At 63.2% G+C, this 12057-nt stretch carries 13 protein-coding genes; 12 read left to right on the top strand and 1 reads right to left on the bottom strand.

Annotated elements, in window-relative coordinates:
* Positions 1 to 189: 189 nt before the first annotated feature.
* Complete coding sequence (locus DNX69_RS10155; RefSeq protein WP_110785856.1) at positions 190 to 753, top strand: HXXEE domain-containing protein; 564 nt, start codon at positions 190 to 192, stop codon at positions 751 to 753.
* A gap of 212 nt (positions 754 to 965) precedes the next feature.
* On the opposite strand, the gene DNX69_RS10150 is transcribed toward DNX69_RS10155, so the two are convergent.
* Positions 966 to 1373, bottom strand: coding sequence for an ester cyclase (locus DNX69_RS10150; RefSeq protein ID WP_165825219.1), 408 nt, complete (start codon positions 1371 to 1373; stop codon positions 966 to 968).
* 83 nt (positions 1374 to 1456) lie between these two features.
* Here DNX69_RS10150 and DNX69_RS10145 point away from each other — a divergent pair, with 83 nt between their 5' ends.
* The 11 genes from DNX69_RS10145 to DNX69_RS26830 all read left to right on the top strand — a co-directional run bounded on the left by DNX69_RS10145 (position 1457) and on the right by DNX69_RS26830 (position 12056).
* Positions 1457 to 2107 carry a TetR/AcrR family transcriptional regulator gene (locus tag DNX69_RS10145; RefSeq protein ID WP_207803131.1) on the top strand — a complete coding sequence of 217 codons (651 nt, stop codon included), beginning with the start codon at positions 1457 to 1459 and terminating at the stop codon, positions 2105 to 2107.
* Positions 2104 to 2451: a cupin domain-containing protein gene (locus DNX69_RS10140; RefSeq protein ID WP_110785854.1), complete on the top strand. Its 348-nt coding sequence runs from the start codon at positions 2104 to 2106 to the stop codon at positions 2449 to 2451. The genes DNX69_RS10145 and DNX69_RS10140 overlap by 4 nt, the downstream gene beginning before the upstream one ends.
* 397 nt (positions 2452 to 2848) lie before the next feature.
* Positions 2849 to 4267: a hypothetical protein gene (locus DNX69_RS10135; protein WP_110785853.1), complete on the top strand. Its 1419-nt coding sequence runs from the start codon at positions 2849 to 2851 to the stop codon at positions 4265 to 4267.
* 179 nt (positions 4268 to 4446) lie between these two features.
* Positions 4447 to 5088 (top strand): hypothetical protein, encoded by a 642-nt coding sequence (locus tag DNX69_RS10130; protein ID WP_133255997.1) that lies wholly within the window; start codon positions 4447 to 4449, stop codon positions 5086 to 5088.
* Between the two features lie 11 nt (positions 5089 to 5099).
* Entirely contained in the window at positions 5100 to 5990 is an 891-nt protein-coding gene (locus DNX69_RS10125; RefSeq protein WP_110785851.1) for a hypothetical protein, read from the top strand.
* 12 nt (positions 5991 to 6002) lie between these two features.
* Positions 6003 to 7067: a hypothetical protein gene (locus tag DNX69_RS10120; RefSeq protein WP_110785850.1), complete on the top strand. Its 1065-nt coding sequence runs from the start codon at positions 6003 to 6005 to the stop codon at positions 7065 to 7067.
* A 403-nt stretch (positions 7068 to 7470) separates the two neighbouring features.
* Complete coding sequence (locus DNX69_RS10115) at positions 7471 to 8709, top strand: RluA family pseudouridine synthase (RefSeq protein WP_110785849.1); 1239 nt, start codon at positions 7471 to 7473, stop codon at positions 8707 to 8709.
* On the top strand, positions 8693 to 9109 hold the full coding sequence (locus DNX69_RS10110) for a hypothetical protein (RefSeq protein WP_234826913.1): 417 nt from the start codon (positions 8693 to 8695) through the stop codon (positions 9107 to 9109). Before DNX69_RS10115 ends, DNX69_RS10110 begins: the two co-directional genes overlap by 17 nt.
* 14 nt (positions 9110 to 9123) lie before the next feature.
* On the top strand, positions 9124 to 9912 hold the full coding sequence (locus DNX69_RS10105; RefSeq protein ID WP_110785848.1) for an ATP12 family chaperone protein: 789 nt from the start codon (positions 9124 to 9126) through the stop codon (positions 9910 to 9912).
* 69 nt (positions 9913 to 9981) lie between these two features.
* Positions 9982 to 11784: a flagellar hook-length control protein FliK gene (locus tag DNX69_RS26835; RefSeq protein WP_110785847.1), complete on the top strand. Its 1803-nt coding sequence runs from the start codon at positions 9982 to 9984 to the stop codon at positions 11782 to 11784.
* Entirely contained in the window at positions 11781 to 12056 is a 276-nt protein-coding gene (locus tag DNX69_RS26830) for an EscU/YscU/HrcU family type III secretion system export apparatus switch protein (protein WP_110785846.1), read from the top strand. The genes DNX69_RS26835 and DNX69_RS26830 overlap by 4 nt, the downstream gene beginning before the upstream one ends.
* Position 12057 lies beyond the last annotated feature (1 nt).

Here is a 12057-nt window from a genome sequence, read left to right as displayed (position 1 = left end):
CGACCGTAGCCCGCTTCAGCGCAGCGGCATAAGGGGCGGAGATCCGCACGCCGCTCCCCGGGTATCGCTCCGCTCACAGGGGCTACGCGCTCCGCGCTGATGCCGATGACGCCGCCCCAGCCGGCCCCGACACGCACGGTTAAGTAATCGCGTGTAGCGTCGCACCGTCTCACCAGCCACGGTGCGCGCATGATCAGATCGTATCTCGAAGCCCATTGGGTCGCGGCCGCGCTGTTCATGGGCGTGGCGCTGCTCCTGCTGCTGCCGCTCGGCGTCCCCGGCGGTGACCTTTCGCTGTTGCTGATCTACCTGGCGTCGCCGATCTACATGCTGCACCAGGTCGAGGAGCATCTCGGCGATCGCTTCCGCCGTTTCGTCAATGCCCGCGTGTTCGGCGGCGTCGAGGCGCTGACGACGGGCGATGTGCTGCTGATCAATCTGCCCGGCGTCTGGGGCATCAACCTGGCGGCGCTGTACGCCGCTTATTTCATCGACCCCGGCTGGGGCCTCGCAGCAGCCTGGCTGATCCTGGTCAACGGCCTCAGCCATCTCGGCATGGCGGCGCATCTGCGCAGCTATAATCCCGGCCTCGCCAGCGCGGTCCTTGTGTTCATCCCGTTCGGCCTGGTCGCGGTGGTCACCGTCCCGGCCACGACGTTGCAGCTCGTCGTCGCCCTCGCCATCGCGATCGGCATCCACGTCGCCATCGCGGTGCATGCGCTGCAGCGGGCAAAGGCGGCGCGGGCGCGGTGAGCGCAGCGGTGTAGTCGTCCCGTTTGGGAGGCGCGGAGCATCGCAGGCCCCCTTGACGCGGTCCGCGGGCATTTGGGGCAGGCACCGGCGCAACTCGGGCCGAAAGAAGCCGGTGAGAAGCCGCCTGACACCGCCAGTTCACCGCGGCACGATCAGCAATTAGATCCTCTGTATCATCGTGTCTTGGTATCGGCCGAGCGGGCGCACCCAATTCACGCAAGTCCGACCTGCTTGGTAAAACTGGTAACGGACCAATAGTCGCTGCGGTGACTGACGAGACCGTTGGAGAATCTCATGATCGAAGCGGCGCGCAGCTTCCAAGAGACGCCGGTCGCTGGAAAGTCCATGAAATCGCCGGTGTGCTTGCCGGTCATGATCCATTCCGCGCCACCGCCATTCTCGTCGGCGTAAGCTGAGGTCAAGGTCATCGAATATCCTTCCATCGCAGCATAGACGCTGTCCAGCAATCGCCTCACCTCGTCTTTGCCGGTCGCGAGAACATCCAACGCGACATCGCGAAAGATCACGTCGTCGGTGTAGAGGGCGAAAAGCCGATCCCTGTCATGCGAGGTTTCGAATTCAGCCATCTGCCGCATCAATTCGATGTTTCGTTCTGACATGACCAATCTCCTTCTTGTTTCGGGGCACCCTTCACATCGTGATGTCGAGAGGAACGAAGTTACGTTTAGTAGGTTCCTCCACCATGGCCACGAAGAGAACCACACCATCGACCCGAGCCGAGCGGCTGTCGTACGAGGAGCGGCATCGCCAACTGCTCCAATTCGCACGACGCCTGGTCGGCGAAGAGGGAACTGACAGGCTCACTCTGACGCGGCTCGCCGAGCGAGCAGGGGTCTCGAAGCCTGTCGCCTATGATCATTTTCGGAGGCGGATCGATCTCCTGCTCGAACTGTATCGCTGGATCGACATCGAGAAGATTGATGCCTTCCGCGAAAACATGAAGGGCAGCACGATCGGCAGGCGGGAGACGATCGGAGAACTGGCGCGGGCCTATATCGATTGCGCGAGCGACGTGACCGGAGAGTTTCAAGTGATCGGCGCGGCCCTCGCCGGAACGCCGGAACAAGCCTCGGTCTTCGCCGATCTACTTGAGAACAGCATTCGGATGTTCATCGCCGTTCTCCGTCCGCATGTCGCCCTCGCTCCTTCCGAATTGGAGCGGCGATGCCGAGCCTTCGTTGCTGCCGGCGAATGCCTGGCGGCGGATGTCGTCATTGGCAGGAGCACGTCCGCCGACGCCACCGCCACGCTCGCCGCCATCATCGCGGGCGGCACGGGTCTCGAACGAACTGGCCCCGTCGACTACACCGAAACTCAGAAAGGAAAGAGATGAAAGTCCTCAGATTTGAACCAGCCGATGCCGTCTTCAAACGCTCGCCCGGCCAGGACGCCGACATCTTCGTGGCGAACTTGGCGGATCAACAGCAAGGGGGCCCGATCACCGTCGGGTATGGAAAGTATGATCCCGACCAAGTCCTGCAGACCGATATTGCCGTCGATGACGTCATGGTGGTCCTAGAAGGGAGGGTTTCGGTCGAAGCCGACGGCGAGACCCTGACCGCGGGTCGCGGCGAGATCATCTACATGCCAAAGGGCAACACGGTCGTCATCCGCTCCCACGCAGAAGGCGCGCTGACCGCCTATGTGACCTATCCTCACTGGTCCGAAGCGGAATAGCGACGTAGCTCCCATGAGCGCAGACATGTAGCCCGCATGAGCGCAGCGATATGCGGGAAGGCGTATCGTCCCGCGATCCCGGGTATCGCTTCGCTCACCCGGGCTACTCGCTGCAGCGGGCAAAGTCGGCGCGCGGCGCGGTGAGCGCGGCGGCGTCGTAAGATCCGTAACGACCGAGAGGGGGCGGCCTGGTATTGCTCCGCTCACCCTTACCCAGGCTGCTCGGTGCTCGCTGATCCGATACGCGTCATATCGGCTTGCTGGCGAGCCAACATGCAATCTCCAACCTGTTGGACAAAGACCGCATCTTGGATCACAAAGGCGCCGCAACCTCTGGTTTTGTGGTAAAGTCTGGCGCACCAAAAATGGAATGCGCGGGTGCTCAAAGGGCAAGCGTATGATTGCCAAAGTGTTTCGGAAGGCCAAGGACGCCATTCGGGGTGACGACGGGCGTGGTCTCGTTCAGGGATATCTTAAGCCTATTGATACTGACGAAATCGCACGAAAGCTCGATCTTGACGCAGTTGCGGCGGAGCGGGGTTCACGAGAACAACCTGCGAGCGACTCTCAATTCTTGGACGGCGTCGAACAACGGATCGTCCAGACACTGGAAGGCGAGTGGAGTTGGCATGGCGCGGATCTAATCAACAATCTGCGGGCCTATGGCTCACGGCTAATTGCCGTGTCGGTTCAGACGGAGCTCGCCAAGCTCGACCTACTTGCCCAAAATACTTTGACCAAGCTGCGCGATGCCAATCATCGTGCAGAAGCCGAACTCGGGCCACTCAGGGAGACTTATGTTGCGTACCGCGACGAGCTCCACGATTTCAGAGAAAGGCACAAACTCAAACGGCTTGCACGCAATCCGGGCCACCGCTGGACTACCTTTGGTCTTCTCTTCCTGCTGATCGCGGTCGAGTCCGTCTTGAACGGCGTATTCTTCGCAAAAGGAGCTGCCCTTGGGTTGGTCGGGGGCATCGTCACTGCTATTGGCATTGCGTTCGTTAACGTCGCATTTGGCTTTATGATCGGTCTATTTCCAGTCCGATGGCTGAATCACAACAATGTTTTGTTCAAGCTCTGCGGATTGGTCGCCTCGATAGCTGGTGTCGGCGCTCTTGTCGGCCTTCACGGATTTGCAGCCCACTATCGCGATGCCACGGCGGCGGTGGGAGAAGATCGGGCACTCGATACGGCGTTTCAAACGCTTCAATCATCGCCATTGGCCCTGGCAGATCTGAACTCCTTCTATCTTTTCGGTATTGGATTGCTTTGGGCGTTCCTTGCAGTGTGGAAGGGGGCTACATTTGACGATCCCTATCCGCGATACGGTGCGTATTACCGTCGGGCGTTGCACGCGCGCGAAGAATATAGTGATGAGCACGCGATGCTGTTTGACGATCTGGCCGAGATCAAAGAGCAGACGGTCGAGGCGATTAACGCAGGCATCCGGCAAATTCCCTTGTTTCCGCAGCAAGCCGCCCAGATCCGAACGCAGCGTGATGCACATCTGAAGGCCTTCCAGGCCTATGAGACGACGATAGAAACCTCCGTAAATCAACTGCTTGCCCGCTATCGCGATGCAAACACGCATCACAGGAAGACGCCTAGACCACGCTATTTCGATGTTCCGTGGAAGCTGCCGCACAGGTTTCTCGCCGATGCTGCCGTGCTCAAGGAGATTGCCGAGCCACCGACGCCGCCGCTCGATGCCAATGCTGCCCTCGATGAACTAAGAAGGCTTTCAACTGCGGTGCTCGAAGAATACGAGCTGCTTATGACCAATTATCCTCATCCAACAAGAATGTCTGATTAATGGCGCGGCGTCGACGACGATCGAAAGGGCGCTCGGATCTATTGACCGGAGTCGTCCTTGCGATGCTCGGCATCGCCGTTATCGGAGCTCTTGGTGCGACGTACTGGCTAGTCAAGAGGTCTCATCCCGTCCTTGATGCTGAAACGAACTGTCCTAAGTCTGGTCCTACCGCAGTCCACATGATCTTGATCGATCGCAGCGATCCGATTTCGGAGCAGCAGGGGCAGCGGATACGGCAGTCCATCGATAAGCTGAAGAACGACGCCTCGTTCGGGCTCCGATTTGATATATACACCTTTCAGGGAGATGCGGTTCATAGTCTTGAACCAAAGTTGCGCATCTGCGCGCTCGGTAAACCCGATGAGGCTAACCCCTGGATCGAAAATCCAGAGCTGGTCCGACGTCAATACGAGACGAAGTTTGTAGCGGTTCTTGATCAAACGATATCTGAATTACTTCGAGCTTCGAGCGAGCCGAACTCCCCGATCATTGAGAGCTTGCGCGCCGCTGCTATCAGTTCGTTTGGCTCTATCGAGGTTGGGAAGATTCCTCTCCGGGTTACCATGATTTCCGATATGGTGCAGAATACGCGATTGTCCAACCAGTTTCAGTCTGAGGCTGACTTTCGGAAGCTCTCCCAGTCGCCGGCTTGGGCTGCGTTACAGCCGCGGCTCAAGGGGGCCAATGTCGACATTTTGTATCTGCTTCGACTGTCTGCGGCCCGTAACGGAAAACCCGTTCAGAACCGTGGGCACCAGTTGTTCTGGGAACAATTGATTGAATCTTCCGGTGGGCGGTTGCTGGTTGTCGACCCGCTCTGAAGGGCTTCCAAATGACCGAAACTGCAGGGAATACGGCGGACTTCGAGGGCGATTCGAATGCCGAAACGAGGTTGGAACGGGCTCAGCGAACTCTGCCTCGTCGGCGTTTCTTCAACGACATGCCTGACAAGGGTCTTTTTGCGGTCGTAGCAGTTGCCGGATTTGGGGTAATACTTTCTCTGAAGATGTGGGGCATTGCCACAGATTATGTGGCGGTTGGTGCGGTTGGCCTCATGTTCTTGTATGGGTTTGTGGCTTTCCAGTTTCCCAAGGTTAGGATGCGTCCTGATCGGCTGGGCGACAATTTCTACTACCTTGGGTTTATCTTCACACTGGCCAGTCTTTCAGCCGCGCTACTCCAGCTACGAGGAGGCACGTCGGTCGACGATGTCTTGGGCGCATTCGGTATCGCGCTTTTCACCACGATTGTCGGGGTCGCAGGCCGTGTTCTGTTCGTGCAGATGCGAGGCGACATTGATGAAGTGGAGGACGAGGTTCGTCGGGACCTCCTTCACACGTCGGCTGATTTGCGCGCCCAGCTCAACATGATGTTGGCCGAGTTCGAGACATTTCATGTCGGCGTGCAGCAGGCGACGAGGAGCGCCGCCGCACAATCGACCACGGCGGTTCAGGATGCGATATCGAACATTAGCCGTGTTGCAAGTGCTGCTGCGGAGAGAATTGATGTGGCCTTTGAACAGGAGGCTGGCAGCTTTCAGTCGTTCGAAGTGGTCGCTCGCCGGATTGAGAATGGTATCAAAATGCATGCCTCGGATATGAACGACAGGATGGATAGTCTTGCCGACAGTCTTGAGAAGATGGTTGGGCAACTTGAGAGGGCGATTGATTTGGTGGCGCGGGTTAAGCCGAGGCGACGATTTTGGCCGTTTGGACGAAAGTAGTGAGGATGGCAAATGGCCTCAAGAATTGCTGACGAGCGCGAGCAGCGTCGAGGTCTCATTCTAGGTCTGTCTTTAGCTGAAGTGCTTCTCCTTCTTCTATTCTTGTTGCTGCTTCTCCTCGCGTACAAGGTTCAACAGTCTCAAAACAGGGCTAAAGAGGCAGAACAGCGCGAAGCCCAGCTTTCGGCGGCGCTTGCTGAATTGAAGCCATTGCAGCAGGCGCTCGTGCTCGGGGGCGCTCCTGATGTCGCGAGTGTACAATTGCTGATCGCTCGGCTCCAGAGTGTGCAGAAATTGGAGCGGGAGCTGGCTGCTGCGCGTGATGAGAATGCCGAATTGGCGAAGCAATCTAGTCTTATTAAAACTCTTGGGTTGTTGGCGGACGAGAAGCGCCTCAGTATTGAAAATACAATGAAGCGTGCTGCGGAGATCGAGCCGAACGATCCTCCTGCCGTCTTGAAGCGAGCGATGGAGGTCCTTGATCGGCTTGGGGCGTCTACCGTGCCAGAACAGGTTAAGCCGCTGTCGCAGATGGTTACGGGCGCGGAGGCAGATAGGAAGATTGCGGAGCTTGAGGCGAATAATGATCGTCTCACTCGCGAGCGAAACAACCTTATGCGCTCGGGTAATGGATTGACCTATCCTTCCTGCTGGACCACCTCGGCCGGCCAGACGGAGTATATCTTCGATGTGACGCTCACGGACGGTGGTTTGCGTGTCAAGGATGCAACCCCAGCCCGAGCACACGATGCCGCATGGGCTATGGTTGCCTCCTTCCCGCGGGCTGCAGAAATTAACGAGAATAATTTCATTTCCTCGACGAAGGGGTTGTTCGAGTGGAGTAAGCAGCAATCTTGCCGCTTCTACACGATCATCCGCGATGCCACCGGTCCTACCAACAAGGCTCGTTACAAAAAGCTTCGGAGAATGGTGGAGGGCAATTTCTATCCGTTCATCGCGGAGCCCGCCAAATTGCCCGCTCAAAACGTGTCAGCTCCGCCGCCACCAGCCCCGGCTAGCAGTTCCGCTCCGGTGGAGCTATTTCCATGGCTAAGCAATCCGTCAGAGTCTCACTAATACAAGCGTGGATAGCTGCCAGACTGGTTGTGGAGGTTGAAGGTCTTAGTCCGCGGCTACTACGAGCGGCTGCACTTTGCGTGGCTGGACGCGCAGCGCGTACGGGAAGATTCTGAAAGGTTGCAGTGTTTCCGAAGAACGGTCCCGAAGCCAAAAGTCGCCACGGTGGAGCGCCGGAGGGCGTTTCCGCGAGACGAGGCGCCGGCGTTCCGGCGTGCGAGGCTCGCGGCCACCGACGATTAAGGCGCGCCGTCCGGCGCTCCGCCGCCCCTCACGATCGGGGCGGACTGCCGCACAACTCGGGCGCCCGCGCCGAGAGGCGCGGCCGCGTGAGGCCGAGCAATTCCCGTGACCGGGTGCGGCTTTTGCGCTAGGCACGGCGTTTATCCCGGAGCGAAGATTGATGAGCCGTCGAACCAAGAAACCCCTTTCCAAGCGCGGCCCCGGCGGCGAGCGCGCCAAGGGCGCGCGGCCGGCGTCCGGCCGGTCGGCGCCGCGCGGGGGCCTCGACGGGCCGGTGCGCGGCAATCGCGGCGAGGACGGGCGGCCGCTTTCGGCGCGGCCGGTGCGCAAGCCGGCGCCGCCGCGCGCGCCAAAGCCTGACGCGCCGCGGCCCGAGGCCAAGCCCGCCGCCGAAACCGTAGTTCTGCCGACCAAGGTCGAGACCGTCACCGTGACGGCGGACGAGAACGGCATGCGGGTCGATCGCTTCCTCGAAGCGCGGTTTCCGGGGTTGTCGTTCAGCCACATCCAGCGCATCGTCCGCAAAGGCGAGCTGCGGGTGAACGGCAAGCGCGCCGATTCGAAGGACCGGCTCGAAGAAGGCCAGAGCGTGCGGATTCCGCCGCTCAAGCTGGATACGCCGAAGCTGCCAGGGCATCTGTCCGAAGCCGAGCAGAAGACCCTTCAGACGCTGAAGGAGATGACGCTGTTCGAAGACGCCGACGTGCTGGTGCTGAACAAGCCGGCCGGCCTCGCGGTGCAAGGCGGCTCGGGCACGACGCGGCACATCGACCAGATGCTCGAAGTGCTGCGCGACGCTAAGGGGCAGAAGCCGCGGCTGGTTCACCGGATCGACAAGGAGACCGCCGGCTGTCTGCTTGTGGCCAAGACCCGCTTCGCCGCCACCGCGCTGACCGGCTCGTTCCGCCATCGCTCGGCGCGCAAGATCTATTGGGCGCTGGTCGCCGGCGTGCCGAAGCCGAAGCAGGGTCGGATCTCGACCTATCTGGCCAAGGACGAGAGCGAAGAGGATTCGATCATGCGTGTCGCCAAGCACGGCGACGACGGCGCGAGCCACGCGGTGACCTACTACGCGGTGGTCGAGACCTCGGGGCAGAAGCTGGCCTGGGTGTCGCTGAAGCCGGTGACCGGCCGCACCCATCAGCTGCGCGCCCACATGGCGCATATCGGCCACGCCATCGTCGGCGATCCGAAGTACTTCAACATCGAGAACTGGCAGCTGCCCGGCGGCCTGCAGAACCGGCTGCATCTTCTGGCGCGCCGCATCGTCATCCCGCATCCGCGCGGCGGCGTCATCGACGTCTCGGCGCCGTTGCCGCCGCACATGCTGCAGAGCTGGAACCTGCTCGGCCTCGAGCACGACCGGTTCGATCCGATCGAACATGCGCCGGAGGAATGACGCCCCGGCGCCGCTTGCGGCGACGCGCGGCGATGCCGACATGGCCAAGATGAAGCGACCTCACATCCTATTGGCCGCGGTTCTGGTCGTCGGCGCATGCGGCGGCCCCGCCGCCGCGCAGGTGGTGCTGCCGGGGGCGATGCCCTCGGCGATTCCGCCGCCGGCTCCGCCGCCATCGGCGCCGCCGCCGGTGATCACCGTGCCGAAGGTGCCGCAACTCGCGGCCCCGCCGCCGCTGACGCACGAGCGGATCCAGCCGGCGCCGGATCTGCCGAAGGCGCAGCTGCAGCAGCGCGGTCATTTCGGCGACCGGATTTCGCGCTGCCTCGACGAAGGCGCCGCGATGGGGCTCAACGCCAGCGAGCGCGCCGCCTATTCGCGCGCCTGTGCCAATCAGTAGGTCGAGAAACCAGGATGCGTGATCTGTTCGACGAGGTGGCAGGAAAGTCGCCGCTCGATCCCAACGAAGCGGTGCGGCGCACCAGCCGGGCGCAACTGCCGAAGCGGTTCTACACGCAGGCCAGCGTTGCCGAGAACGAAGGCGGTGGCTTCGCGGTGCGGCTCGACGATCGCCCGATCAAGACGCCGTCGCGCAACGCGCTCGCCGCGCCGGATCGCGCGCTTGCCGAAGCGATCGCCGCCGAATGGCAGGCGCAGAGCGAGACCATCGATCCGTCGACGATGCCGCTGACCCGGCTCGCCAACAGCGTGATCGACGGCGTCGCCGGCCGCGTTGAAGCTGTGACCGACGACGTCGCCAAGTACTTCGGCTCGGATCTGCTGTTCTATCGCGCCGAGCATCCGGAGGAGCTGATCGCGCGCGAAGCTGCGCAGTGGGATCCGGTGCTGTATTGGGCCGCGGAGGCGTTCGGCGCGCATTTCATCCTGGCGCAAGGCATCATCCATGCGGCGCAGCCGGACACCGCGATCGCGGCGGCGCGCGCGGCGCTGCCGCAGGATCCTTGGTCGATCGGCGCGCTGCACGTCGTCACCACCATCACCGGCTCGGCGCTGCTGGCGCTGGCGCTGGCGCACGGCCGGCTCGATGCCGATCAGGTGTGGGCGGCGGCGCATGTCGACGAGGATTGGAACATCGAGCAATGGGGCCTCGATGAGGAGGTCGCCGCACGCCGCGCCGCCAAGCAGGCGGAGTTCGCCGCCGCTGCTCAGGTGATCGCCACGCTGGGTTCCCGGAGAAGTTAACGACGGGTTTACGACCCTCGCTTAGTCTGATCGGATTGCGATTTCAGCAGCCGCCCGCAAAGGACAGCGATGGCGATTTCGGTCAATCCGAACCTTCCTTTGGTCGCGCTGCAGGGCGTGACCGCGGACGTGCTGCTGCAGCCCGGGGCGGTGCTGCAGGCCAAGGTGCTGTCGGTCGGCGATAACAACCAGGTTCGGATCGCGATCGGCGGCCAGACCGTCGAAGCCACCACCCAGGTTCCGCTGCAGGCCGGGCAGACGTTGCAGGTGGCGGTGTCGCAGACCGATGCCGGGATTCGCCTCGCGGTCGTCAATCAGCCGGTCACCACCACGACAGCGCAGGCCGCGCTGGCGGCGTCCGGCCCGGCGGTCGACCGCGTCACGCTCGGGCCGCAGGCGATCGTGGTGACCTCGGCGCAGGCGGCGCCGAGCATCGTGCCGGCCGCAACTCCGGCACTGACGCCGCAGCAGGCGGCCGCGGTGGCGACCGCAGCCCAGACCGCGGTGACGCAGCAGACCGGGCTGTCGGCGCTGTTCGCCAATCTCGGCGCGGTGGCGAGTTCCAGCGCGCTGCCAGCGGCGGTGCGCGAGGCGGCGACGCAGGTGCTGGCGCAACAATTGCCGACGGGAGGCGGGCTGACCGGCGCCGACGTCCAGAAGGCGTTTCAGAATTCCGGCATCTTTCTCGAAACCGCGCTGGCGGCGGGCACGCCGGCTGCGGGCGGCGGCACCGACCTGAAGGCGGCGCTGCTGGTGCTGCGCCAGGTGCTCACCACCGCGCTCGGCGCGGCGACCGCACAGGCCGGCAACCCGGTGACCACGCCGGTGCTGCAGAACGGGCAGGGCACCTCGCTGCTGGCGCTCACCGCCCAGCTCGAGGCCGAGGCCAATCTGCTCGGCCTCACCGGCCAAACTACCACCGGCCAAGCCACGGCGCCGACCGCTGCGAACGGCACGACGACGGCGCTGCCGTTCACCGCCTCGCCGACGCTGGCGGCCTCGGCCGCGCCCGGCGCCAGCGCCTCCGCCTCCGAGCAGTCGCTGCTTCAGAACGTCATCGCTCAGCTTACCGGCACCGCGACCTCGGCGACCGCGACCGCGGCGCAGGGCGGGACGGCCGCATCCGGCAATGCTTCGACGCTCAGCGCGCTGCAGCAGGCGCTGCAGGCCGATCCGCAGACCGCCGCGGTGCTGGCGAAGGCCGGGCTCAGCAATCCGGTGCTGCTGTCGCTGCTGCCGGCGCTGACCGGTAACCGCGTCGTCAAGGACGACAGCGGCATCGCCCGCACCAATACGCCGCCGCCGCCGTTTCCCGGCGCGTTGCCGGCCGCCCAGCCGGTGATGCCGGCCAATCTCAATCCGCACGCCCCACTCGACGCCAATTTGCGCCGGATTCTGACCGAGACCGAAGGCGCGCTGGCGCGGCAGACGCTGCTGCAGGTCGCCTCGCTGCCGGACCGGGTCGATGCCGCGCCGGCGAGGCTCGATGCCGCGCAGCCGCGCTGGGCATTCGAGATTCCGCTCGCCACGCCGCAGGGAACCGCGGTGGCGCAGTTCGAGATTTCGCGCGACCGCGACGAGGCCGCGCAGCCCGGCGACTCGGCCGGGACGGTGTGGCAGGCGCGGTTTTCGCTCGATGTCGAGCCCGCCGGCCCGGTGCACGCGCTGATCTCGTTGCGCGGGGAGAAGACCATGGTGCGGCTGTGGGCGGAGCGCCCCGCCACCACCGCCCAATTGCGCGCCGGCGCCGCCGACCTCGGCCGCGCGCTGGCCCGCGCCGATCTGGTGCCCGGCGAAATCGTGGTGCGCGACGGCGCGCCGCCCGCGCCACGCCCGGCCGCCGCCGGTCATTTCCTGGACCGCGCGCTGTGACCGTCTCCGACACCAAGAATCCGCTCGCGATTGCCCTGCACTACGATTATGCCGGCGCCCCCCGGGTGGTCGCCAAGGGCAAGGGCGTGCTCGGCGCCAAGATCATCGAGGTCGCCCGCGAGCACGACATTCCGATCGAAGAGAACGAAATGCTCGCCGGCGCCCTGTCGCATGTCGAACTCGGCGACGAAATCCCCGAGGAGCTGTACAAGGCAGTGGCTGAAGTCTTGGCCTTCGTGCTGCGGCTGTCGGGGCGCGGCCCGGCGCGCTGAA

The organism is Rhodopseudomonas palustris, assembly GCF_003226555.1.
Taxonomy (GTDB): domain Bacteria; phylum Pseudomonadota; class Alphaproteobacteria; order Rhizobiales; family Xanthobacteraceae; genus Rhodopseudomonas; species Rhodopseudomonas palustris_I.
The sequence above is the reverse complement of the archived record's forward strand: the minus strand, read 5'-3'. Positions and strand labels throughout refer to the sequence as shown.

Excerpts from the sequence above, each read along its gene's own strand:
- DNX69_RS10155 (WP_110785856.1), top strand. The coding sequence starts at position 190 with ATGATCAGATCGTATCTCGAAGCCCATTGGGTCGCGGCCGCGCTGTTC.
- DNX69_RS10150 (WP_165825219.1), bottom strand. The coding sequence starts at position 1,373 with ATGTCAGAACGAAACATCGAATTGATGCGGCAGATGGCTGAATTCGAA.
- DNX69_RS10145 (WP_207803131.1), top strand. The coding sequence starts at position 1,457 with ATGGCCACGAAGAGAACCACACCATCGACCCGAGCCGAGCGGCTGTCG.
- DNX69_RS10140 (WP_110785854.1), top strand. The coding sequence starts at position 2,104 with ATGAAAGTCCTCAGATTTGAACCAGCCGATGCCGTCTTCAAACGCTCG.
- DNX69_RS10135 (WP_110785853.1), top strand. The coding sequence starts at position 2,849 with ATGATTGCCAAAGTGTTTCGGAAGGCCAAGGACGCCATTCGGGGTGAC.
- DNX69_RS10130 (WP_133255997.1), top strand. The coding sequence starts at position 4,447 with ATGATCTTGATCGATCGCAGCGATCCGATTTCGGAGCAGCAGGGGCAG.
- DNX69_RS10125 (WP_110785851.1), top strand. The coding sequence starts at position 5,100 with ATGACCGAAACTGCAGGGAATACGGCGGACTTCGAGGGCGATTCGAAT.
- DNX69_RS10120 (WP_110785850.1), top strand. The coding sequence starts at position 6,003 with ATGGCCTCAAGAATTGCTGACGAGCGCGAGCAGCGTCGAGGTCTCATT.
- DNX69_RS10115 (WP_110785849.1), top strand. The coding sequence starts at position 7,471 with ATGAGCCGTCGAACCAAGAAACCCCTTTCCAAGCGCGGCCCCGGCGGC.
- DNX69_RS10110 (WP_234826913.1), top strand. The coding sequence starts at position 8,693 with ATGCGCCGGAGGAATGACGCCCCGGCGCCGCTTGCGGCGACGCGCGGC.
- DNX69_RS10105 (WP_110785848.1), top strand. The coding sequence starts at position 9,124 with ATGCGTGATCTGTTCGACGAGGTGGCAGGAAAGTCGCCGCTCGATCCC.
- DNX69_RS26835 (WP_110785847.1), top strand. The coding sequence starts at position 9,982 with ATGGCGATTTCGGTCAATCCGAACCTTCCTTTGGTCGCGCTGCAGGGC.